Annotated in this window: 21 protein-coding genes; 19 read left to right on the top strand and 2 right to left on the bottom strand. The window is 46.4% G+C overall.

Annotated features, from left to right (window positions below):
• Nucleotides 1–22 precede the first annotated feature (22 nt).
• Entirely contained in the window at nt 23–907 is an 885-nt protein-coding gene (locus tag ACLTWA_RS16035; RefSeq protein ID WP_412328902.1) for a hypothetical protein, read from the top strand.
• A 90-nt stretch (nt 908–997) separates the two neighbouring features.
• On the opposite strand, the gene ACLTWA_RS16030 is transcribed toward ACLTWA_RS16035, so the two are convergent.
• Nucleotides 998–1,453, bottom strand: coding sequence for a GlcG/HbpS family heme-binding protein (locus ACLTWA_RS16030; RefSeq protein ID WP_412328901.1), 456 nt, complete (start codon nt 1,451–1,453; stop codon nt 998–1,000).
• 396 nt (nt 1,454–1,849) lie between these two features.
• Here ACLTWA_RS16030 and ACLTWA_RS16025 point away from each other — a divergent pair, with 396 nt between their 5' ends.
• The 18 genes from ACLTWA_RS16025 (at nt 1,850) to ACLTWA_RS15940 (ending at nt 22,915) form a co-directional block, all read left to right on the top strand.
• Nucleotides 1,850–4,372, top strand: a complete 2,523-nt coding sequence (locus tag ACLTWA_RS16025; protein ID WP_412328900.1) for a glycyl radical protein — start codon at nt 1,850–1,852, stop codon at nt 4,370–4,372.
• 33 nt (nt 4,373–4,405) lie between these two features.
• Nucleotides 4,406–5,323 (top strand): glycyl-radical enzyme activating protein, encoded by a 918-nt coding sequence (locus ACLTWA_RS16020; RefSeq protein WP_412328899.1) that lies wholly within the window; start codon nt 4,406–4,408, stop codon nt 5,321–5,323.
• A 26-nt stretch (nt 5,324–5,349) separates the two neighbouring features.
• Nucleotides 5,350–6,138, top strand: coding sequence for a propanediol utilization microcompartment protein PduB (gene pduB / locus ACLTWA_RS16015; RefSeq protein ID WP_412328898.1), 789 nt, complete (start codon nt 5,350–5,352; stop codon nt 6,136–6,138).
• A 49-nt stretch (nt 6,139–6,187) separates the two neighbouring features.
• Nucleotides 6,188–6,466, top strand: a complete 279-nt coding sequence (gene pduA / locus ACLTWA_RS16010; RefSeq protein ID WP_412328897.1) for a propanediol utilization microcompartment protein PduA — start codon at nt 6,188–6,190, stop codon at nt 6,464–6,466.
• 50 nt (nt 6,467–6,516) lie between these two features.
• Nucleotides 6,517–7,248, top strand: a complete 732-nt coding sequence (locus ACLTWA_RS16005) for a hypothetical protein (protein ID WP_412328896.1) — start codon at nt 6,517–6,519, stop codon at nt 7,246–7,248.
• Nucleotides 7,249–7,264: 16 nt separating this feature from the next.
• Nucleotides 7,265–7,792: a BMC domain-containing protein gene (locus tag ACLTWA_RS16000; RefSeq protein WP_412328895.1), complete on the top strand. Its 528-nt coding sequence runs from the start codon at nt 7,265–7,267 to the stop codon at nt 7,790–7,792.
• 75 nt (nt 7,793–7,867) lie between these two features.
• Nucleotides 7,868–8,131 (top strand): EutN/CcmL family microcompartment protein, encoded by a 264-nt coding sequence (locus ACLTWA_RS15995; RefSeq protein ID WP_412329101.1) that lies wholly within the window; start codon nt 7,868–7,870, stop codon nt 8,129–8,131.
• A 45-nt stretch (nt 8,132–8,176) separates the two neighbouring features.
• Entirely contained in the window at nt 8,177–9,490 is a 1,314-nt protein-coding gene (locus ACLTWA_RS15990) for an aldehyde dehydrogenase (RefSeq protein WP_412328894.1), read from the top strand.
• Between the two features lie 25 nt (nt 9,491–9,515).
• Nucleotides 9,516–10,700 (top strand): methionine adenosyltransferase, encoded by a 1,185-nt coding sequence (gene metK, locus ACLTWA_RS15985; RefSeq protein WP_412329100.1) that lies wholly within the window; start codon nt 9,516–9,518, stop codon nt 10,698–10,700.
• Nucleotides 10,701–10,739: 39 nt separating this feature from the next.
• On the top strand, nt 10,740–11,015 hold the full coding sequence (pduA, locus tag ACLTWA_RS15980) for a propanediol utilization microcompartment protein PduA (RefSeq protein ID WP_394523822.1): 276 nt from the start codon (nt 10,740–10,742) through the stop codon (nt 11,013–11,015).
• Nucleotides 11,016–11,053: 38 nt separating this feature from the next.
• A complete protein-coding gene (locus ACLTWA_RS15975) occupies nt 11,054–11,704 on the top strand; it encodes a phosphate propanoyltransferase (RefSeq protein ID WP_412328893.1) in 651 nt (216 codons plus the stop codon).
• Nucleotides 11,705–11,740: 36 nt separating this feature from the next.
• A complete protein-coding gene (locus tag ACLTWA_RS15970) occupies nt 11,741–13,156 on the top strand; it encodes an aldehyde dehydrogenase family protein (RefSeq protein WP_412328892.1) in 1,416 nt (471 codons plus the stop codon).
• A 44-nt stretch (nt 13,157–13,200) separates the two neighbouring features.
• Nucleotides 13,201–14,343, top strand: a complete 1,143-nt coding sequence (locus ACLTWA_RS15965; RefSeq protein WP_412328891.1) for a 1-propanol dehydrogenase PduQ — start codon at nt 13,201–13,203, stop codon at nt 14,341–14,343.
• 122 nt (nt 14,344–14,465) lie between these two features.
• Nucleotides 14,466–15,797, top strand: coding sequence for a PocR ligand-binding domain-containing protein (locus ACLTWA_RS15960; protein ID WP_412328890.1), 1,332 nt, complete (start codon nt 14,466–14,468; stop codon nt 15,795–15,797).
• Nucleotides 15,798–15,799: 2 nt separating this feature from the next.
• Entirely contained in the window at nt 15,800–16,813 is a 1,014-nt protein-coding gene (locus ACLTWA_RS15955) for a response regulator (RefSeq protein ID WP_412328889.1), read from the top strand.
• A gap of 182 nt (nt 16,814–16,995) precedes the next feature.
• On the top strand, nt 16,996–19,869 hold the full coding sequence (locus ACLTWA_RS15950) for a glycoside hydrolase family 3 N-terminal domain-containing protein (RefSeq protein WP_412328888.1): 2,874 nt from the start codon (nt 16,996–16,998) through the stop codon (nt 19,867–19,869).
• A gap of 15 nt (nt 19,870–19,884) precedes the next feature.
• Entirely contained in the window at nt 19,885–22,317 is a 2,433-nt protein-coding gene (locus tag ACLTWA_RS15945) for a glycoside hydrolase family 3 C-terminal domain-containing protein (RefSeq protein ID WP_412328887.1), read from the top strand.
• Nucleotides 22,318–22,321: 4 nt separating this feature from the next.
• Entirely contained in the window at nt 22,322–22,915 is a 594-nt protein-coding gene (locus ACLTWA_RS15940; RefSeq protein WP_412328886.1) for a hypothetical protein, read from the top strand.
• A gap of 166 nt (nt 22,916–23,081) precedes the next feature.
• Here the strand turns inward: ACLTWA_RS15940 and ACLTWA_RS15935 are convergent, their stop codons facing one another.
• Nucleotides 23,082–24,407: an ATP-binding protein gene (locus tag ACLTWA_RS15935; RefSeq protein ID WP_412328885.1), complete on the bottom strand. Its 1,326-nt coding sequence runs from the start codon at nt 24,405–24,407 to the stop codon at nt 23,082–23,084.

The raw sequence follows: 24,407 nt of genomic DNA, 5'->3' as shown, positions 1-24,407 counted from the left end.
AAAAACGGCAGGAGAAAAAGGTATGGATGTTTTTGCTTTTATTGGGGCGTTTGGCGGAGGAATTATCGGGGCATACATAGGAGCGCTGCCGGCGTTTATTCTTACGGGAGTAATAGCCATTGCAGGAGCGGCGGCAGCAATGGCAGGCGGGGCGGATGCATCCATAGGCTTTGTTGCCTTTGGTTCCTATCTTGGTCCCCATATTGCCTTTGCAGGAGGCGTGGCGGCTGCGGCTTATGCAGGAAAAAAGAAAATGCTGCAGAGCGGTACGGATATTTTGTCCCCTCTTTACGGCTTGTCAGACCCTGTGACTTTGCTGGTAGGCGGAGGGTTTGGTGTCCTTGGCTTTGTGGTCCACTATTTTGCAGGCAGTATTTTTCGTTTAAATACGGATCTCCCGGGAATTACTGTTATTGTTTCTGCACTGATCGCACGTTTTGCTTTTGGAAGCAGTGGCTTAACAGGGAAAACGGAAGCGGGAGAAAAGAGGGAATATGTTACAGTAGGAAAAGGGTTCTTCTGCAATGGTTTACTCGGTGCCGGAATCGGAACGGCAGCCGGTTTTGTGTATCAGTCCATGGCATCAGGGGGAGCCTCCCAGGCTGCCATAGGGAACTTTCCGGTTCTCTGTTTTGGAATTGCAGCATTTTCTCTGATTTTTACTCAGACAGGTTTTGCTGTACCTTCCACCCACCACATTGCCCTGATCTCCGCTTTGGCGGCAGTAACCTCTGGTAATCCGGTCATGGGCACTGTATTTGGCATCTTAACCGCATTGTTCGGTGATATTGCAGGAAAGGTATTTAACAGTCATTGTGACACGCATATCGATCCTCCTGCATGTACTATTTTTATTTTCACCTTTCTTGTGAATGTGTTATTCGGAAATGGATTTTTCCTTCCCTGACAAGAGTTCAAACGAAAGGCTTTCCGTATAAAAAACAAGCATGAGCAGCCGTTAAACAACTGTCTCATGCTTGTTTTTTGTTCTTTATGGCTAAATGCCTGCGGCATGCCGGGCAACGGCAATATCCTGCTCTACCGTACCGCCTGAAACACCCAGTCCGCCGATGAAGCGGCCTCTAAAAGTCAGGGGAATCCCTCCGCCAAAGACACAGAACTTACCGGGGTGGGTCTGCTGGAGACCGTAAAGGGGCTGTCCCGGAAGAATGGTTTTGCCCGCTTCTTCGGTTGGGATTCGAAGGGCTGCGGCAGTATATGCCTTTGCATGGGAAACCGATATTCCGGCAAGGAGGGAATCGTCCATACGGTGCATGGCGACCATGTTTCCTCCGTCATCCACCACGGTAAAGACCATGGGGATATGAAGGGATTCTGCCATCTCTTCTCCCCGTTTTATTATGGTTAAGGCCTCTTTTAAAGTCATTCGTTCACTTTTTAAAGCTTCAATCACAGCCGCTGCAATCTCTCCGGTTATTTGAGAATCGCTCATACCAATACCTCCTAAAGGGACTTTTGTGGATTTACTACCATTATAAAGGGAAACCCCTCTGCTTTCAATTACAGTACAGTCCGAAAAAAGGGACAATCCAATACAGGCGGGGCTTAAAGAAGAAGTCTTGATAATACATAAAATAAGTCTGTAGATTACTGGAAACCCAGGTCTTTCATCAGGTAAGATGAAACATACGGGACAAAAAGGCCCTGCCCCCTTTTTAAATGACCGGACAGGAAGCCTGACAGGCCGGGGGGAATGGGCCGGATGCAGAAAAGGTCTGGATTGTACAAGTTTTATGTTTTAAAAATGTTTCATTATTTTCGCTTCCATGCGATATGATGTGGACAGAGGAATCATCCAAAAACTTATTATGTAGAAGGAGGATATTTTATGCTTGCAAAAGGGTTTACAGAGCCAACGGAGCGTGTAAAAAAACTAAAAAGAGCAATTGTGGAAGCAGTACCGTATGTGGAATCAGAACGGGCAGTTTTAGTAACTGAATCTTATAAAGAGACGGAGGGGCTGTCCCCTATTATGAGGAGAGCCAGAGCAGCGGAAAAGATTTTTAAGAATATTCCGGTTACCATTCGTGACAATGAATTGATCGTCGGCGCAATTACAAAAAATATCCGTTCCACGGAAATCTGCCCTGAATTTTCCTATGAATGGGTAGAAAAAGAGTTTGATACCATGGGAACCAGAATGGCAGATCCATTCCAGATTCCAAAAGAGACTAAAGCAGAGTTAAAGGAAGCATTTAAGTACTGGGAAGGAAAGACGACCAGTGCCCTGGCAGAATCTTATATGTCCCAGGAGACAAAGGACTGTATCAGCAATGGCGTATTTACCGTAGGAAACTATTTCTATGGCGGCGTGGGCCATGTGTGCGTGGATTACGGTAAAGTATTAAAAATCGGATTTTCCGGTATCATCCGCCAGGTAATGGAAACAATGGCCAAACTTGATACCAGCGATCCTGAATATATTAAGAAGAAAAATTTCTATGAAGCTCTTATCATTACATATTCGGCTGCCATTCAGTTTGCACACCGTTATGCAGCCAAAGCAAGAGAGATGGCAGCGGTATGTCCCGATGCAGCAAGAAAAGCAGAACTGCTTCAGATTGCCGCTAACTGTGACAGAGTTCCGGAGCAGGGAGCAACAAACTTCTATGAAGCGTGTCAGTCCTTCTGGTTTGTACAGATCCTGCTTCAGATCGAAGCCAATGGACATTCCATATCCCCAGGACGCTTTGACCAGTATATGAATCCCTATCTTGTTATGGATAAAGGCATTTCCCGTGAGTTTGCACAGGAACTGGTAGACTGTGTATGGGTGAAGTTAAATGACGTTAATAAGACAAGAGATGAAGTTTCTGCTCAGGCATTTGCCGGATACGCCGTATTCCAGAACCTGATTGTAGGCGGACAGACAGAAGACGGGCTGGATGCGACCAATGAGATGTCTTATATGTGTATGGAGGCCGTTGCCCATGTGAAACTTCCGGCTCCGTCATTTTCCATCCGTGTTCATCAGAACACACCGGACGAATTCCTTTACCGTGCTTGTGAACTGACCCGTTTGGGTCTTGGTGTTCCGGCCATGTATAACGATGAAGTCATTGTTCCTGCACTCTGCAACAGAGGGGTATCTTTGGCAGATGCAAGAAATTACTGTATCATCGGCTGTGTGGAACCCCAGTGCCCTCATAAAACAGAAGGCTGGCATGATGCGGCATTCTTTAACATTGCAAAGGTTCTTGAGATCACTCTTAACAACGGAAAAGTTGGGGATAAGCAGTTAGGTCCGAAAACAGGAGAAATCACCTCATTTACCAATTTAGAGCAGCTTTTTGAGGCTTATAAAAAACAGATGGAATATTTTGTTTACCATCTTGCAGAGGCAGATAACTGTGTGGACTATGCCCATGCGGAACGTGCGCCGCTTCCGTTCTTATCTGCTTTGGTTGATGACTGTATCGGCCGTGGCAAGAGTGTTCAGGAAGGCGGAGCCATCTATAACTTTACAGGACCACAGGCATTTGGTGTTGCTGACGCAGGAGATTCCCTTTGTGCAATCAAAAAACACGTTTTTGAAAACAAAGAGATTACCATGGAGCAGTTAAAAGATGCTCTTGACCATAACTTTGGCTATTCTTGCGAAGCTGCCTCTGCAGCGTCTGAAACTACCGATGAAGCCAGAATTTATGAGGCAGTAAAGAAGATTTTAAGCAATAATGGTTCCATCAATCTTGCAGATTTACAGGCACAGTTAAGCAAGCCTCAGAAAGAAGAATCAGGCAGCAAGGAAGACTATGCACAGATCAAGAGAATTCTTGAGAACACTCCCTGGTTTGGTAATGATGAAGACGAAGTGGATATGATTGCAAGACGCTGCGGACAGATTTATTCCTATGAAGTGGAGAAATACAAAAACCCAAGAGGCGGACAATTCCAGGCCGGATGTTATCCGGTATCTGCCAACGTATTATTTGGTAAGGATGTAGGAGCTCTTCCTGACGGACGGCTGGCAAAGGCTCCTCTTGCAGACGGTGTGTCTCCAAGACAGGGAAAAGATACCAATGGCCCCACTGCGGCTGCCATGTCTGTTTCCAAACTGGATCATGCCAACTATTCAAACGGAACCTTGTATAACCAGAAATTCCTTCCGTCTGCAATTGCTGGAGATGAAGGTCTGAAGCATTTTGCTTCGATTGTACGTTCTTACTTTGACCACAAGGGAATGCATGTACAGTTCAATGTTATTGACCGTGATACACTTCTTGCAGCACAGAAGGATCCGGACCAGTATAAGGATCTTGTGGTCCGTGTAGCCGGATACAGTGCACAGTTTACCGTTCTTGCAAAAGAAGTACAGGATGATATTATAAGCCGTACCGAGCAGACCCTGTAAAAGGTTCCGGCATAGAAAAAGAAGGGAGTCGGCATGGATTCGATCAATTATAATCTGACGGGAACCGTATTTGATATCCAGCGGTTTTCCCTGCATGACGGTCCGGGAATCCGTACAATCGTATTTTTAAAAGGTTGTCCTCTCTCCTGCCAGTGGTGCAGCAATCCGGAATCCCAGAGTATAAAGCCAGTCATGATGTATAAAGAAAATGCGTGTATCCATTGCGGACGCTGCATAAAAGTGTGTAAGGTGGGAGCCATCAGCCCGGAGAATGAAAACTGGATAGACAGAGAAAAATGTACCGGATGCGGGGAGTGCGCCAATGCATGTCCGGCCGGAGCCCTTATTTCAAAAGGAAAGACCATGTCTGTTCAGCAGGTGATACGGGAATTAAAAAAGGATGCCACCACTTACCGCCGTTCCGGAGGGGGAATCACTCTCTCCGGCGGGGAGCCGCTGGTGCAGTATGAGTTTGCCTCAGAGATTTTAAAAGCCAGTAAGGGGCAGGGGTGGAACACTGCCATTGAAACCACTGGAATCGGCACAGAAGAGGCGGTAGAGCAGGTTATTCCATATGTAGATACGGTCCTGTTGGATATCAAGCATATGGACCCCGGACAGCACAGGCTTTTTACGGGAGCAGCCAATGAGGTGGTATTGAAAAATGCTCCCCGTATTACCCGTATTTCTGATACGGTGATCCGGGTTCCTGTAATTCCAGGTTTTAATTATTCCCCGGAGGCAATCGGTGAGATAGCAAAATTTGCAAAGACACTGACAGGAATAAGGACCATACACCTTCTTCCCTATCATTCATTTGGAGAAAACAAATATGGACTGTTAGGAAAGGATTACGAACTGAAACATGTAAAACCACTGAATCCGGAAGACCTTACAGAGTGTAAGTCCATTGTGGAGGAATACGGTTTTCGGTGTGTGATCGGTGGATAAAGTCATAGAGAGAATGGAGGAAAAGAATGGATCAGCAGTTAATTGAAAAAGTAATGAAACAAGTATCTGATGAGCTTGGAATCAAGCCGGAAGCAAGTAAGCCGGAAGCATCTAAGCCGGCAGCAAAAGGAATCGGAATGACCGAATTTGTAGGAACTGCCATTGGCGATACCATTGGGCTTGTAATTGCCAGTGTTGACCCGATGCTTGCCGATGTAATGAAATTAGGCAAGTACCGTTCGGTTGGTATTATCGGCAGCAGAACGGGTGCAGGCTGCCAGATCTGGGCGGTAGATGAAGCAGTAAAGGCAACCAATACAGAGATTATCTCTGTAGAGCTTCCAAGAGACACCAAAGGCGGAGCCGGACACGGAAGCCTGATCTATATCGGTGCAGAAGATGTATCCGATGCCAGAAGAGCAGTGGAAATTGCACTTCAGGTACTGCCAAAATACTTTGGAGATGTATACTCCAATGAAGCAGGACATCTGGAGTTCCAGTATACGGCAAGAGCCAGCTACTGTCTGGAAAAGGCCCTTGGAGCGCCGGTAGGAAAGGCTTTTGGAATGACCTGTGCAGGACCTGCAGCCATTGGTACTGTTCTGGCAGATATTGCAGTAAAGGCAGCCAATGTTGAAGTGGTAGGCTACAGTTCCCCAACCTCAGGAACCAGCTATTCCAACGAGGTCATACTTACCTTTACCGGAGATTCCGGTGCGGTAAGGCAGGCAGTGCGTGCTGCAATAGAAGCAGGCAAGAAAATGCTTGGAGCCATGGGAGAGGAACCCAAATCCTCTGAGACCCCTTACATTTAACAAAGAAACCAAGAGAGAAAACATTCAGGAATAATAAGGAGATTTGACAATGAGCGCAGATGCATTAGGTATGGTAGAGACAAAAGGCTTGATTGGAGCAATTGAAGCAGCAGACGCAATGGTAAAATCAGCAAATGTAACACTGGTTGGATATGAGAAAATCGGTTCAGGACTTGTAACGGTTATGGTAAGAGGCGATGTTGGTGCAGTAAAGGCTGCCACAGATGCAGGCGCTTCCGCAGCAGCAGCAGTAGGCGAGCTTGTTTCTACTCATGTAATCCCACGTCCTCATACTGATGTTGAAAAGGTTCTTCCACATCTTCAGTAAATATGGCTGCGGGCATCAAGTGCCACGTTACCTGAAATGAGGTGGATGGATTGACAATCAGTGAAGAACAGCTGAAGAATCTGGTGCTAAAGATCTTAAAGAGACTGGAAGAAGAGGGAAAAAAAGAAAAAAAACTCTTGTATATGGTCTGTACCTCAGCCTGGGATGAACGGTATTACAGATTTTTGGAAGAAATACAGTCATCAGGGGAATACCGTATCTGCCCTGTCATTCCCGATGAATGGCAGGAGGAGGTACGGGATGCCTGCTTGCGGAAGTTTTCTTCCTGCACAGGAATACGGTATCATTCCCAGGGGATTCCGGCAGATTTAGAAGATGCGGTAACTGTTTTTCCGGTGGTGCCCACAGAGGTGGCGGTAAAGACTGCCCTGTGTATCCACGATACCTTTGAGACCACCTGGCTGGCCGGCTGTTTTCGGGCAGGAAGCCGGATACTGTTTTTACAGTCTGGACTTACTCCTTTTTCCGGAAAAGAGCGGCCGGCTTATCAGGAACAGATCTTATCTTATTACAGAAAGCTTTTGGAATATGGAATAGAAATCGCTGCCTGCGAAAGTCTGTTCCGGTCAGATTCCCTTAAGAGCACAGTTGTAAAAGAAAATTCCGGTGTTTGTGTAACCGGTGGAAAAAGACTGATAACGGCATCAAATGTAGAAGAACATGCATCAGATGGAGTGCTCCTGTTAAAAGAGGGAGATATTATTACAGATTTGGCAAAAGACAGGGCAAGGTTATTGAACATTGTCTTACAGAAAACATAAGTTGTGAGGTGATACGATGAAACAGGCATTAGGATTGGTTGAGATCCAGGGATTGTCAACGGCAGTGCTGGTAGCAGATACCATGGTCAAAGCAGCCAATGTTACGATTCTGGAGATTGAAAACTCCAAAGGTCAGGGCTATATGACCATCAAGGTTGCCGGAGATGTGGGAGCAGTCAATGCGGCTGTAAGCGCAGGAAAGCAGACAGGATTGGAAAACCAGAAACTGGTGTCCTTTAAAGTCATTGCCCGGCCTGCAGATTCTGTGGAGCAGATTTTTGGAGCTGCCCAAAATACAAAGGATGAGGTCCCTTCCCAGCCAGCCGGTTCTGCAAATTTGCAAAAGCAGACAGAAAATGAAGAGAAGGCTCTCCAGGAAGAACCCGTAAAAGAAGTTATAAAAGAGACGGAAAAACCGGAAACAAAAGAAAAGACAGAAGCAGAGACAGAAGTTAAACCAGAAGTGAAATCAGAAGTAAAACCGGCACAGGAATCTTCTGTACCCCCCTCCGCAGCTAAAAAAATGGTCGGACGCAGAAAATAAAAATTAATTTCAGGATTTCGTTGGTACACAAAGTTCGTGGGGAACTTTGTGTCCTGGAAAGGAAAGGGAATAAAAGTGAGACTGGCAAAGATTACAGGTACTGTTGTAGCCACCAGGAAGGATGAGACACTGACGGGCTACAAACTAATGATCGTTCGCAGGATTGATTCCCAGGGTAATTTTATAGATTCTGAAGAAGTGGCGGTGGATTATGTAGGGGCAGGAGTCGGCGAAACGGTTTTGATTGGCCAGGGTTCTTCTGTCCGCGTAGATAAGAAGAAGCGTGAAGCCGTGATCGATATGGCGATTATTGGAATCGTTGATACCGTCGTAGGCTAGAAGGCTCTCCTTATCAGCTTAACAGGAAAGGAGGTAAGAAATCATATGATTAGCAGTATTTACTCCAGTGTTACGGCTGCGGTATCAGCAGCAAAGACTGCGTCCGCAAAATATGCGGAGCTGACTTTAAATGAACGGCGTAAAGTAGTAGAAGCAGTAAGGGAAGCCCTTCGTCCCATGGCAGGAGAACTGGCGGCACTGACGGTAGCAGAGACCTGTATGGGAAATGAAGCGGATAAGACGGAGAAGATTCGTCTTGCCATAGAAAAAACTCCAGGTGTGGAGGATCTTGTTTCAGAAGTCAATACAGGTGATCACGGCATGACTCTTTATGAGCTTGCGCCGGTAGGTGTTGTGTGTGCAGTTCAGCCCTCCACCAGCCCTTGTGCGACCCTGATCAATAATACCATTGGTATCCTTGCAGCAGGAAACGGCGTGGTACATTGCCCTCATCCGAGAGCACTGCGGGTATCCCAGCTGGTGACGGCAGTGATCAGCAATGCCGTATTAAGCGCCTGTAATATTCCGGATCTTGTGGTAACCCTTCATGAAAGTCTTATGGGATATACAAAGGAGATCATGAGCCATCCGGATGTAGACCTTGTGGTGTGTACCGGTTGTGCGGACTCCCTTAACCAGGCAATGGCTTCCTGCAAGCGGGTGATTGCGGCAGGACCGGCAAACCCGGTTGCTATCGTAGATGAGACGGCTGATATCAGGCAGGCCGCTTATGACATTGTCCGGGGTGCTGCCTTTGACCACAACTTAATGTGTACTTCTGAAAAATGCATTGTTGTGACAGAGCAGGCCGCCGACGCTTTTATCTATGAGCTTTTAAAGAACGGGGTCTATTACGTAAAGAATGAGGAAGAGATCAGAAAGCTTCTTAAAGTCGCCGTAACAGAAGATCTGATGGTGAATAAAAAGCTGGAAGGAAAAAGTGCTGATAAGATACTTGCCAGCGCAGGAATCTCCTGTTCTTCTCCTGTGAAGCTGATTGTGGCAGAGACGGATAAGACCCATCCCTTTGCAACCCTTGAGCTTTTAATGCCCCTGGTTCCCCTGATTAAGGTTTCCGGATTTGATGAGGCATTAGAGACGGCTTTTGAGGTGGAGCAGGGGCTCAAGCACACTGCTACCATTCATTCCCAGTGTATCGGACATTTAAGCCGCGCGGCACAGAAGATGCAGACTTCTGTATTTGTGAAAAACGGCCCGTCTTTACTGGGAGTTGGATTTGATCTTGAAGGGCACGCCAGTTTTACGGTTGCAACTGCGACCGGAGAAGGAACTGCAACTGCAAGACATTTCACACGGAGGAGAAGGTGTACGCTGACTGACGGCTTCGCCCTCCGTTAATCATTGAGAAAGCAGGTTAATGAATATGTTGGAAGGGTGCGAGGAAAGAACGTATTTCGTGACCTCCGAATCCGTAACACAGGGGCATCCGGATAAAGTCTGTGACCAGATTGCAGATGGAATCTTAGATGCTTATCTGAAAGAGGATCCTTCATCAAGGGTGGCAGTAGAGGCGATGGCTTCTACGAATACCCTGATGCTGGCAGGAGAAGTCACCTCAACGGCCCGGATTGACGTGGTGGAAAAAGCCAGGGAGATTATCCGGGATATTGGATATGTGGAACATGGGAAAGGGTTTGATGCAGATACCTGTATGATCTTTACCAACATACATAATCAGTCTCCGGACATTTCCCTTGGCGTCACCAAAGGCAGAGACGGAGAAAAGGAAGTGCTTGGCGGAGGAGACCAGGGTGTCATGTACGGCTACGCAGTCAATGAAACGGAGAGCCTGATGCCGCTGCCATGTTATCTGGCGAACCGCCTGGCAGAGCAGCTTGATAAGGTCAGAAAGACCCAGGGAGCATCCTTTTTATATCCCGATGGAAAGACCCAGGTCACCGTGCGTTACAATCAGGCAGGAGAGCCTGTGGGAATCCACAGCATTGTTGTATCTGCCCAGCACAGCGAAGCCGTGACACGGGAAGTATTAAGTGCATTTATCCGCTGTACGGTGATTGAACCGGTAATCGATTCCGGTTTTATCACTCCGGAGACGAGAATACATATCAATCCTACCGGACGGTTTGTCATCGGAGGTCCGGCAGGAGATACGGGAGTCACCGGAAGAAAACTTATGGTGGATACTTATGGCACCATTGGAAAGCATGGCGGAGGAGCTTTTTCCGGAAAAGACCCCACCAAGGTGGACCGTTCGGCTGCCTATATGGCCCGCTATGTGGCAAAGAACGTAGTAGCCGCAGGTCTGTCAAAGAGGTGTGAAGTGGCGCTTGCATATGTCATCGGAGGAATAGAGCCGGAAGCGATCACGGTCAATACTTTTGGAACCGGAACCATCTCAGACAGCCAGATTGAGGCAATTGTAAAAAATGTGTTCTCCTTTGGAGTTTCCGATTGTATTTCCGAATTAAAGCTTCGGAGACCTCAATACCAGAAGACAGCCGCTTACGGGCATTTTGGAAGGACCAATCAGGGATTTTCATGGGAAGAAACCGATAAGGCATGGATATTAAAACAACTGGCCTTTTAATAGAATGTTAGTATAACAAATAATCAGGAGGAAAAACAAATGTCAAATGAAGCATTAGGAATGGTTGAAACAAAAGGTCTTGTAGGTGCAATTGAAGCAGCAGATGCAATGACAAAAGCAGCGAACGTAACAATGATCGGATATGAAAAAATTGGTTCCGGTCTTGTGACTGTCATGGTCCGCGGAGACGTAGGTGCTGTAAAAGCATCCGTAGACGCAGGTGCAGCCGCAGCAGCCAATGTAGGGGAAGTGGTATCTCAGCATGTGATTCCAAGACCTCATACAGATGTAGAGAAAATTTTACCAAAATTATAAATAGCGGGTAAAAATCAGTTCAAAAGGAAAAGGGAATCATGGATAAAGAAGAATTAATCAAGCTTGTTACCAAGCGGGTAATTGAGAAAATCAAAGATTATGATACACATAAAGTTCCCATTGGGGTATCGAACCGGCATGTCCATGTATCCAGACAGGATTTAGACATACTTTATGGAAAAGATTATGAGCTGACCAAGAAGGGCGACTTAAAACAGCCCGGACAGTTCGCATGCAATGAGACAGTAACAATACGAGGCCCTAAGGGAGAATTTGAACGGGTACGGATTCTTGGACCAGTGAGGAAACAAAGTCAGGTTGAGGTATCAAAGACCGACAGCTTCCGTCTTGGAATCCGTCCTCTCATAAAGGAATCCGGAGACCTTGAAGGAACTCCTGGACTGGATTTAATTGGTCCTAAAGGTACAGTTTCTCTTTCAAGTGGTGCGATTGTCGCTTTACGCCATATTCACATGACGCCTGCCCAGGCAGATGCATGGGGTCTGAAAGACAAGGATATGGTGGAAGTGGAGGCATTTGGTGAAAGACGCGGTGTGTTTGGAGATGTTCTGGTTCGTGTATCGGATCAGTTTTCATTGGAAATGCATGTAGATGTGGATGAAGCCAATGCATTCTCATTAAGCAACGGCGACTATGTGATCATCAGAAAGAGCGGTAAGGATTACTAAAACAGATTCACAATAAGGGAAAGCAGGTAGAGACAGGTGGATATGGATTTAAAAGCAATTGAACAAATGGTAGAACAGGTTTTGCGTGAGATTCAGTCAGAACAGATCATGAATGTAACAGAGAAGAAGGTAGAAGGATACGGCCTTTTCGCAACAATGGATGAAGCAATTGAGGCTTCCGAGAAGGCACAGAAAAAGCTTCTTTACACCAGCATGGCTGACCGTCAGAAATATGTGGATGTGATCCGCAAAACAATTTTGAATAAAGAAAACTTAGAACTGATTTCCAGACTGGCAGTGGAGGAGACTGAGATCGGCCACTATGAGCATAAGCTCATTAAGAACCGTCTGGCAGCTGAAAAGACTCCTGGAACAGAAGATCTGGTTTCCGAGGCAGTAACAGGTGATAACGGCCTTACTTTAATCGAGTATTGTCCTTTTGGTGTCATTGGTTCCATCACTCCAACCACCAATCCGACAGAGACAATTATTAACAACTCCATTTCCATGATCGCAGGTGGAAATACAGTTCTTTTCAGCCCTCATCCAAGAGCGAAAAAGGTTTCCAGACTTCTTGTTAAGATGCTGAACAAAGCCTTAATAGAAGCCGGTGCTCCTTCCAACCTGATCGCAATGGTGGAAGAGCCGTCTTTAGAGAACACGGAGAAAATGATAAGCAGTCCAAAGGTTCGCCTTTTAGTTGCTACCGGTGGCCCTTCGATCGTAAAGAAAGTGCTTTCTTCCGGAAAGAAAGCAATCGGTGCAGGTGCAGGCAATCCTCCGGTCGTTGTTGATGAAACCGCTGACATTAAAAAAGCAGCAAAAGATATCGTTGATGGGGCAAGCTTTGACAATAACGTTCCTTGCATTGCAGAGAAAGAGGTATTTGCAGTAGATTCCATCTGCGATCATCTGATTCAGTATATGAAGGAAAACGGTGCTTATCTGATGACAGATAAACAGCAGATCGAGGAATTAAAGGCGCTTGTAACCACAGAAAAGGGTGGCCCAAAGACTCCTTTTGTTGGAAAGAGCGCAGTCTATATCATGGATAAGCTGGGAGTAAAGGTACCGGATTCCGTTCGTGTTATTATCATGGAAGTGCCAAAGGATGATTTGTTTGTACAGGAAGAAATGATGATGCCTATCCTTCCGATCGTACGTGTACCTGACGTAGATACCGCCATTGAGTACGCGTATGAAGCAGAACATGGAAACCGCCATACAGCGATTATGCACTCTCAGAGCGTAGAGAAATTAAGCAAGATGGCAAAGATGTTAGAAACAACGATCTTTGTAAAGAATGCACCGTCATTTGCAGGAATCGGTGCAGGCGGAGAAGGCCATACCACATTTACCATTGCAGGGCCTACCGGAGAAGGTCTTACCTCAGCAAGATCTTTCTGCAGAAAACGGAAATGCGTTCTCACTGATGCATTCAGCATCCGATAAAGCGGTTATAGCTGCTATCGATGGAATAAAAAGGAGAAACGCACATGTCAAATGTATACATGAAAACCAGAATACACCAGGGCCAGCAAGCGGGAGCGTATTTAAGGGGCTTAAAAAATAAGCGGATTTTGATAGTTTGTGATAAGTTTCTTTCAGAAAATGGAACTGTTAAGTATTTAACAGACATTCTTGGTTCCAGTAATGTTGTAGAATTATTTGACAAAGCTATTCCTGATCCTACCATTCAGGTGGTGGGATCGGGGCTTTGTATGATGTATCAGGTAAAGCCTGATATTGTCATAGGCTTTGGAGGCGGTTCTGCCATTGACACTGCAAAAGGAATCATTTATTTTTCCATGGTAAAGGAATTGGTAAAAAAGCCTCTCTTTATTGCTGTTCCCACAACCAGCGGAACCGGTTCTGAGGTGACTTCAGCTTCTGTTATCACAGATCCCGATAATAAGAGCAAGCATCTGATTTCGTCAGATGAAATACTCCCTGATGCAGCCATCTTAGATCCGGCACTGACACTGTCAGTTCCTCAGGCTGTTACGGCCAATACAGGTATGGATGTACTGACTCATGCATTAGAGGCTTATGTTGCCACAGGCGCCAATGTCTTTTCTGATGCCATGGCAGAAAAGTCAGTAGAGCTTTTAATAAAATCTCTTCTGGGCTGCTATATGGATGGAAGTGATATAAAAGCCAGAACCATGATGCAGGAGGCCTCAACGCTTGCAGGAATTGCATTTAATACGGCCGGCCTTGGAGTAAATCACAGCATCGCCCATCAGCTTGGCGGAACCTTTCATATTCCCCATGGCCTGGCCAATGCTATTTTGTTAAATCATGTGATTGAGTATAATTGTCACAACCAGGAGATTATGAAGAAGTATGCCGCCCTGGCGTTAAAGGTACAGCTGGCAGAATCAAAGGATGATCCTGGAATTGCGGTAAAAGCAATAAAAGGGCTGATTACGGCTCTGATGCGCTGCATGAATATGCCGTCTTCTGTTAAGGAACTGGGAATTGACCGGACGGAATATGAAAAGCAGTTAAAAAACATGGTAGATAATGCTCTTATGGATGCCTGTTTTGCCACCACTCCTACGAAAATCGGAGGTCCTGAAATACAGAAGATTCTGTTGGATATTTACGAAGGCAGGGAGAATGGCATAAACGGATAAAAAAATCATAAGACCGAGCTGTTTTGTATGACAGCCCGGTCTTCTTGTGTTATTCTGATAAAGAAACGAATCGTTTTTCAGAAGATGGCAAACATAACATAGTAGCAAAGGGAGGTTATAAGATGGAAGAATATCAGGAACTGATTCATTTAGCTGAAATTCAGTCAGATTCAACGGATGACTACTTCAGCATGGATGAAGAAGGGAATATGACAAAACTGGATATTATCCACCTGTTTGGAAAGGAGAAACTGGAGAATATCCAGGAGAGTCTTTCAAAAGCGACCGGCGTGGCTTTTGTTACGGTGGATTTTCGGGGGGAACCGATTACGGATTCCACACATTTTTCCAGTTTCTGCAGGCAGGTCCGAAACAGTGAAGAGGCCATTGAACGCTGTAAATCCTCTGATGCCTTTGGCTCCATACAGGCAGCCGTAACAAAGAAGGCAAATGTATATTTCTGCCCTTGCGGACTGTTAGAGATGGCGATTCCCATCATTGTCAGAGGGAACTATCTGGGAGGCTTTATCGGAGGACAGGTCCAGTGCTTTGATGCCCCTGAGTCCGTAAGCCGTCTGGCTTCGGTCATGCGTTCCGCCCAGTCGGAGGAAGTAAGAGAAAAGAGTGAGGAGCTTCGGAAAGATATTCCGGTTGTCCCATATGAGAAATTTCTTGATATAGCCAATCTGGTTTTCCTTGTGATCAACCAGCTCAGTGAAAATGAAGTAAGCAAACATCTTCATGAGGGTGCATTAAAGAGCCGGATCAAAAAAATCCAGGGAGCAAACCAGCTTCTTGTAAAAGAGATCGCAAAAAAGAACATGGAGCTGCAGGAATTAAAGATGAATTTCAACCCCTGTGAAATGATGGAGGTGATGACTTCTCTCATGAATTTGTCCATTATGGAGGATACAGAGCAATTTCAGGAATTTTTGGGTTCTTTTATTGAATATACCAAATATAAATGTATGGAAAAGGGAACGTTTGTACCTATATCAAAAGAGCTGGATCATGCAGAAAAGTATTTTCTGATCCAAAGTAAAAAACTGGGAGACAGGCTCAATTACTCCATCCAGGTACCAAGGGAGATGCATATGAGAAAGATGCCTTCCGGGATCCTTCTTCCATTTATTCAGGATGCCCTGTATAATGGAATCGCATTAAAAAAACAGGGAGGAAAGATATCCATAGGCGGTTCCATCAGAAATAACAGCCTGGTCCTTGAGATCACCAACGATGGTCCCGGTCTTTCAGAAGTGGAATTAGAAGCCAAATATGAGATGTTTAAGGACAAGCATGAAGGATATTATATTAAATTAGGAAAAGATTATGCCAGGGAGAAAATGAGACGGCTTTTTGGTGAAGAGTATAAAATCATATCGGAAAGCACCAGGAACAAGGGGGGGAAAAGCGTTCTGATCTGGCCCGAACATTATGAAGAAAGGACGGAATAATCATGTATAGGGTTCTGATTGCAGATGATGATATTTTAATGCAGGAAGCCTTGAAAATCTTAATATCCAGGGAAGAATCATTTCAGGTAGTCCGGGTGGCAGGCAGTGGAGAGAGCGCCGTAAGAGCATGCCAGGAAGACTCCATAGACATTGTATTTATGGATATGATGATGCCGGGTATGACCGGACTGGAAGCCAGCAGGATCATTCATCAGTCCAATCCCGAAATAACCATTTATATGCTGTCCGGCTTTTCTTCTCATATATTTGTCAGGAGTATGGCAAGAGATGAAGTGAAGGAGGTTTTAGAGAAACCAGTCACATGGAATCACTTAAAGAAAATACTGGACAACTATAAGACGGATCATGAAGATACGGCCATGAATCATCAGGAGGCACTTGCCATGCTTCTGAGGCAGAAGGATTTTGGAGAATTTTACAGGAGCCTTTCCGGGATTATCGACGGGATTTATGCCATGGCAGGAGGAGATTCGTTAAGACTGATTAAGATTTTTACCTTTATGGGACAGAATCTTTTGGATACCAGAATGGTCTACGATGAAAAGGTAGAGATCGGAGAACTATTTCCTATTAATGAAGCCCTGATCCTTGACCGGAAGACATCGGAGCTCTGGCTGTTCCGGGTGATGGATTATCTGTTTCAGCAAAACAGCATTAACCGTTATTCCTTATTGGAAAATATATTCCTCTTCATAGAAAATCATATCAAAGAAGATATTACTCTTAACACCATTACAGAAAACTGTGCCATCAGCCAGGGATATCTAAGCCGCATATTCCGGGAACAGTTAAAAGTCAGTGTCACAGAGTATATCCATATGAAAAAGATGCATCTGGCCAAGGGGTATTTTTATTTTACCGAGGACAGCATTGCAGATGTGGCCTTTCGCCTTGGCTATAATGAAAGCAGCTATTTCAGCAAGGTATTTAAAAAGTATGAGAAAATAACTGTGAAACAATATAAAATGGAGACGAAAAAAAAACAGTCCCTCTGACTGGTGTCAAAAGCTTCCGAATCTGCCGGAAGCTTTTTTTATCGTATAGGAAAATCTGCCTGCTGGTTGTGCCGGGATTCCTACCAGTTATGCAGGAGAACATCTCTTAAGTCCGAATTTATGTTAAAGTGACAGTATACCACACAGGCCTGCGGTAATTTGTATTGAGGAGGATGAAAGAAATGTTACAGGTTAATATTGATGATGTCATGAAGATTGTCAATCTTTGTGTACCCTATTTGATTGGTCTTGCGGTTGTGGCAGCAGCCGTAATCGCAGCGATGGTGGCCTTTCGAAAGAAAAAGGGCGCAGCAAAGTATATGATCCGGAGACAGGGCATCATGGCCATTGTTCTGGCCGTTGTCATTGTTGTGAACTTGATCTGCTGGGGCCCCATGTCCAGCCTGATTTCTCTTGCCACCGGCAGCGGTACCATCTCAGAAGAAACGTCTGAGGAGGCCACCAGACTTTGCACGGAAATCGCAGAAGAGGGAATCGTTCTTTTGAAAAATGAGGATAATCTGCTCCCCTTAAAGACGGATACTAAGTTAAATGTCTTTGGCTGGGCCTCCACCAATCCATGTTATGGAGGTACCGGATCCGGTTCTCTTTCCGATGCCTATGAGACCGTTTCTCTGCTTCAGGGACTGGAGCATGCCGGATTTAAGCTGAATACCGGACTGTCTGACTTTTACACATCATACCGGGCAGACCGTCCACAGGTTGGGATGTGGGAACAGGACTGGACCCTTCCGGAGCCGGTCAGGGCTTCTTACACCAGCGAATTGATATCGGATGCCAAAGAATTCTCCGATACGGCAATGATCGTCATCACCCGTGTGGGCGGAGAAGGTGCGGACCTGCCGTCCGATGTCAGTGCAGTGACCTATACCGACAACTCCAAAGACTATAAAGATTTTGAAAAGGGAGAGCATTACCTTCAGCTCAGCCAGACCGAAAAGGATATGGTTGATCTGGTATGTTCCAATTTTGACAAAGTCGTTTTCGTATATAACGGTGCCAATGCCATGGAACTTGGCTTCTTAAAGGATTACAGCCAGATCAAAAGCGCTGTCTGGTGTCCGGGAACCGGCCAGTCCGGCTTTGAAGGCCTTGGCGAGATCGTAAGCGGAAGCGTGAATCCTTCCGCAAAGACCAGTGATACCTTTGTCACCGATTTGAAAGCAACTCCTGATTTTAAAAACTTTGGAAGCTTTGTCTATGACAATATGAAGGAATTTGCAGGCAAGGCATTTAAGGGGGAGGCAACCTACCCAAGCTTTGTCAATTATGTGGAAGGCATTTATGTAGGATACCGTTTCTATGAGACGGCGGCAGAGGAAGGTCTGATCGACTACGGCAAAACCGTCCTTTATCCTTTTGGCTATGGATTGTCATATACCACGTTTTCCCAGAAGATGGGGCCATTAACCGAAGCAGAGGGTCAGATTTCCTTTGATGTGACCGTAACCAATACGGGAGACAGGGCCGGTAAGGACGTAGTGGAAGTCTATTATAATCCTCCTTATACCAACGGAGGCATTGAGAAAGCATCTGCAAACTTAATCGCTTTTGACAAGACAGGGATTCTGGAACCAGGCGCTTCTGAGACGGTAAAAATCACCTTCCCGGCAGAAGACATGGCCTCCTATGATGCCAATGGAAAAGGCTCTTATGTTCTGGAGGCAGGAGATTATGGCATTTCCATCCGCTCTGACTCCCATACGGTCATTGCAGAGCAAAACTATGCTGTTTCTTCTGAACTGGTTTATGATGAAGCCAATCCACGGGTTTCTGATGATACGGCAGCCGTAAACCGCTTTGAAGATGCCAAAGGAGCGCTTACCTGTCTTTCCCGGGCCGACGGTTTTGCAAACTATAAAGAAGCCACCGCTGCTCCTGAATCAATGACTCTGCCGGAAGAATATAAAAAGACCTTCCTTAATAACAGCAACTATAACCCAAAAGACTATAACAACGCATCCGATGTGGCTCCAGTCACGGGTGCGAAGAATGGATTATCTCTTGCCGCCATGCGGGGTCTTTCTTATGACGATCCTCAGTGGGAGAAGCTGCTTGACCAGCTAACGGTAACGGAGATGGATACCATGGTAGCCATCGGAGGATATCAGACTTCCGCGGCCAGAAGCGTAAAAAAGGTAGGAACTGTGGACTGTGACGGCCCTGCCTCCATTAACAATAACTTTACCGGAACCGGTTCCATCGGATTCCCGTCTGCAGTGATGATCGCTTCCACCTGGAATCAGGACATTGCAGAGGCCTTTGGCGAAAGCATTGGAAAGATGGCAGACGAGATGGATGTATCCGGCTGGTATGCGCCTGCGATGAATACCCACCGCTCTGCATTCGGAGGACGTAATTTTGAGTACTATTCCGAAGACGGAGTTTTAGGCGGAAAGATGGCAGCCAGTGCAGTCCGTGGAGCGGAGCACTACGGAGTATATGGTTATATCAAGCACTTTGCATTGAATGACCAGGAAACAAACCGATGCAACATGCTTTGTACCTGGGCCGATGAACAGGCAATCCGGGAGATCTATTTAAAACCTTTTGAGATTGCAGTCAAGGAGGGCAAAGCAAAGGCAGTGATGTCTTCGTTCAACTACATCGGGACTGAATATGCCGGAGCTTCTGATGAACTTCTCAACAAAGTGCTGAGAGACGAATGGGGCTTTCGTGGCCTGGTACTGACGGATTATTTCGGCGGGTACGGCTACCAGAATGCAGACCAGGCAATACGCAACGGCAACGATGCCATGCTGGTTGCTTATGACACCGAGACCAACCATTTGAAAGATACCACCAGCGCCACCAGCCTGCTTGCAATGCGCAAAGCCTCCAAAAATATCATGTACACCGTTGTAAACAGCCGGGCATACGAGGGAGACAATGCAAAGGTGGGCCTGTTGAACTGGCAGATCGCAGCCATTGCTGTAGATGTGATTCTGGCCGCAGGTTTTGTTGCTTTGGAATTAAGAATTTTTAATCAATATAAAAAGAAGCGGGAATCTGACGGAGTGAACGAGCAGAGCTAACGGAAGGAATCAAGCATGAGACATACAGAAATCATTGAAAAGATGACAATTGAAGAAAAGGCAGCCATATTGAGCGGAAAAAATGTATGGCAGTCCCGGAATATCGACCGGCTTGGCATTCCTTCCATATTTTGTTCCGATGGCCCTCATGGAATCCGTAAACAGGCAAGGGAAGGGGACCATCTGGGATTAAACCCCTCCCTTCCCGCAACCTGCTTTCCCACCGCAGCCACAGTTGCCAACAGCTGGGATGAGGCTCTTTGCGAGGAGATTGGGAACGCCCTTGGTGAGGAAGCCTCTGCGCTGGGAGTAAACGTATTGTTAGGGCCGGGGCTCAATATCAAAAGGAGCCCCCTGTGCGGAAGAAACTTTGAATATTTCTCCGAGGACCCTTATCAGGCCGGGAAAATGGCGGCGTCCTATGTAAGAGGAATCCAGAGCCGGGGAGTCTATGCATGCCCCAAGCATTTCGCAGTCAACAGCCAGGAACTCAGGCGTATGGCCATGAATGCCGTTCTGGATGAAAGAACCCTTCGGGAAATTTATTTGGAAGGATTTGAGATTGCCGTCAAGGAAGGCGGCGCCAAATCCATTATGACCAGCTATAACGAGGTAAACGGAACGTATGCCAATGAAAATAAACATCTATTGCAGGATATCCTGCGTAAGGAGTGGGGGTTTGACGGCATTGTGATCACAGACTGGGGCGGCTCCAACGACCATGTAAAAGGTGTAGCCGCCGGGTCCAATCTGGAAATGCCTTCCCCTGGCCTTGATTCTGCCAGACAGGTGATAAAAGCCATAGAAGAGGAGCAATTGACTATGGAAGAACTGGATACCTGTGTGGATGACCTTCTAAACGCTGTGCTTCACCTGACAAAGAACCAGGAAGCTGTAAATAAAACCTTTGACCAGGAAGCTCATCACAGACTGGCGGGAAAAGCCGCAGAGGAAAGCATTGTCCTTTTAAAAAATGACCAGGAGCTTCTTCCGTTAAAAGCAGGCTGCAAGGTAGCTCTGGTGGGAGACTTTGCCCTTGTTCCCCGCTATCAGGGCGCTGGTTCCTCTCTGGTAAAGCCAATAAAACTGGAAACCATGAAGACGGCGATTCAGGATTCTGCCTTAACCTGCGTGGGCGTGGCCCAGGGCTATTTACGAAACGGCAAGCCGGATGCTGCCTTGGAGAATCAGGCGAAAGAACTGGCGGCAAAGGCCGATGTGGTGCTTTACTGCTTTGGTCTTGATGAGCTAAGTGAGACTGAGGGAATGGACCGCAGCCACATGAAACTGCCCACCAATCAGATCAAACTGCTGGAAGCCCTGGCAAGGGTCAATTCTAACGTTGTTGGAATCATCAGTGCCGGCTCAGCCATCGAGATGCCCTGGCACGGCCTCTGTAAGGCCATTCTGCACGGATTTTTGGGCGGAGAGGCCGGTTCCGGCGCCATGCTGCGGGCCGTAACGGGAGAAGTAAACCCGTCCGGACGCTTAAGTGAAACGTACCCGGTCCGATATGAAGATACTCCTGCATTCCGGTATTTTCCCAGTGAGGAAAGAAACAGCGAATACCGGGAAGGCATTTATGTGGGGTACCGCTATTATGATACGGGAAAGATTCCTGTCCGGTATCCCTTTGGATATGGACTTTCCTACACCACCTTTGAATATTCCGGCCTTCTGGTAACAGAAAGCGGCGTCCGCTTCACCCTTACCAATACCGGAAAGGCAGACGGAAAAGAAGTGGCCCAGCTTTACGTATCAGGCCCGGGAGAAGCCATATTCCGTCCGGAAAAGGAATTAAAGGGATTTGCAAAGGTATTTTTAAAGGCAGGGGAAAGCAGAACCGTTACCATTTCCTTTGATGATAAAACCTTCCGCTACTGGAATTCCGTTACCCAAGGGTTTGAGGTGGAAGAGGGCCAATATACCGTGCAGATCGGGGCAAGTGTGGCTGATATAAGGTTAAGCGGGACACTTTCCGTAAATGGAACCACAAAAGCGCTTCCCTATGTGCCGGAACGGTTGAAATCATATTATTCCGGCAGAATCAGGGATGTGCCGGACAAAGAGTTCGAGGCTCTGCTTGGGCATCCCATCCCCATGGGAAAATGGTCCGGAGAATTAGGATTAAACGACGCCCTCTGCCAGATGCAGTATGCGAAAAGTTCTCTGGCAAGGCTGGTGTGTAAGATACTGGCCGGCTTAAAGAAAAAAAGTGAAGCAAAGGGAAAACCTGACTTAAACCTTTTGTTCATCTACAGCATGCCATTCCGGGGAATTGCAAAGATGACAGGCGGAGCGGTGAGCATGGAGATGGCAGAGGGGATGGTTTTAGCGGTCAACGGACATTACTATAAGGGTCTGAAAAAAATTATCGGCGGATATTTCGCCAATGCAAAAGCAAACCGGGCTTTGGAAAAGAAGCTGTCGGGAAATGGAAAGGGGTGAGTGCATGCTGGCAGGAATAAAAGCCGGGTGGAAGACATTTTCCCATAAACACCCGACGGCTGCACAATTTTTAATATTTTTTCTTGTATCCAACGGAGTTACGGTATTGCAGCTGATTTTAATGCCGGTTTTCCGGGGACTTTTTGGAATGACCTCTCTGGTCAATACGGATTTTCAGATATGGCAGGTAGGAGCGAACCTTGATGGAACCCCCTATTATATATTCAATTACGGGGCAGGAGCCCTGTCTTCTGGCGGAGGCGGAGGCCTTGCATATTTCCTTGCCGTGGAGATTACCATGGCCATCGCACAGGTGATCAATTTCTGTCTGCAGAGAAATGTAACCTTTAAGGCCAGCAACAGTGCCGCAAAAGCAGCCATGTGGTATGTGGCCGCCTACCTCATCATTACCATCGGTGCTGCAGCCCTTCAGGGTCTTTATAAAGCGCCGGTATATAACTTTTTTATGAATGAACTGAATCTGGGAGCGGGAGGAGAGACCATTGCAGATGTCATTACCATGCTGATCAATTCTGCCATTTCCTTCTGGGTATTTTTCCCTATCTTTAAGATTATTTTTAAAAATGATAGCAAATAGAAGCATAGCTGTATTTAAGCTCGCAAAGGCAAGGAACCATTGTCCTTTGGGGGCTTTTATGCCAGGCTGGGTCTGAAACTTCATTGCAGCATTCTGCACGTCCCATAACGTCCAAGGCCCATATTGATCATCTGCAGCCGGGACCATGCCCCGTTCCCTCAGGCGTTTAATCCAAAGCTTTTGAGGGAACAGGAATCAAGACCTTTAAGGTAAACCAGTGATCCATGAAAGAAACCGTCATGGTTCCGCCGTATTTCTGTGCCGCCGCCTGAATGCTTTTTAATCCGTAACCATGATACAGTTTATTGCTTTTAGTGGTAGAAGGCAGCTTGCTGTCCGCCATGACCAGACGGTTTTCTGAGTAGTTTTCACACTGAATCATTAAGAAGTTATTTTTCTTAGAGACAGAAAGTGTGATCAGCCGTTTTTCAGGGTCTTCAAACTGGGACACACATTCAATAGCATTATCAAGGGCATTGCCGAAAATGGAACAGATATCTTTGACATGGAGAAAGGAGATCAGCTTCCCATCCGCCATACAGGTGAAGGTGATCTTATTCTGGGTACAATAGGTGCTTTTTGTAGTAAGAACAACATCAAGGACCTGATTTCCTGTATCAGCCATGGCTTCCTGAGTGACGATGGCCTTTTCCATTTCAAGCAGATACTGTTCTTTTTTCTGAGGATCTGATTCTGCACGGATGGCAATCATGTAATGCTTTAAGTCGTGAAATTCCCTTCGCAGCAATTCCATATTGTCAATGGCCATACGGTACTGGTCATACTGCCGCTGAAGGACCACGTTCATGGCGTGATTCTCACTGCGCACCCGAAGCTCTTTCCTGCGGTTTTGCTGGGCAAACAGCATGATCAGCCCGCCAAAATCCACCAGAGTACGGACGTAGAGCAGGGAACCGGCAGCACTGGAAAATGGAGTATTGGGCATGACAAAGCTGATATTGCTCATTAAAAATGCACCCAGTCCGATGGAGGCAGCACCAAGAAGCTCCTTTCGCTCCACCTCCATGCCTTCATCCTTTGAGATATGCTCTTTCTCAAGGCAATAATACCAGGCAAAAACACATAAATAAGTAACAACCATAATGACGAGGGAAAAGATCCTGTTCTCTCTCTGAACCCGGAGAGCCCACCAGACATAAAGCTGCCACTGCATAGAGGCTGCAAATTCAGCCAGAACAAAAGCCCGCACGCAAAGGAACAAAGCATCATAAGGAGACACTTCACAGGAAATGAAGATGCAGAAAAAGATCAGTAAAATCGCAGCGGCCATTCCCGGGAACCACAAGTATAAGGGAAGGATTCCGGCAATGAGATGGAGCAGAAAAAAGAGCCCGAACATGCCCAGAAAGGATACCGCCAGCGCAATGCCTTTCCGTCTTCTTCGCAGCATCAGGATATACATGACACAGGCGCTCCACTCCGCAAGTGCGGTATAGGGCCGGGGCGTGTTCATCAATTGAGAAAAATCCAT

Origin of the sequence: Lacrimispora sp. (assembly GCF_046972725.1) — a bacterium.
Taxonomy (GTDB): domain Bacteria; phylum Bacillota; class Clostridia; order Lachnospirales; family Lachnospiraceae; genus Lacrimispora.
Note: the sequence above shows the minus strand (reverse complement) of the source record. Positions and strands in the feature narration are given on the sequence as shown.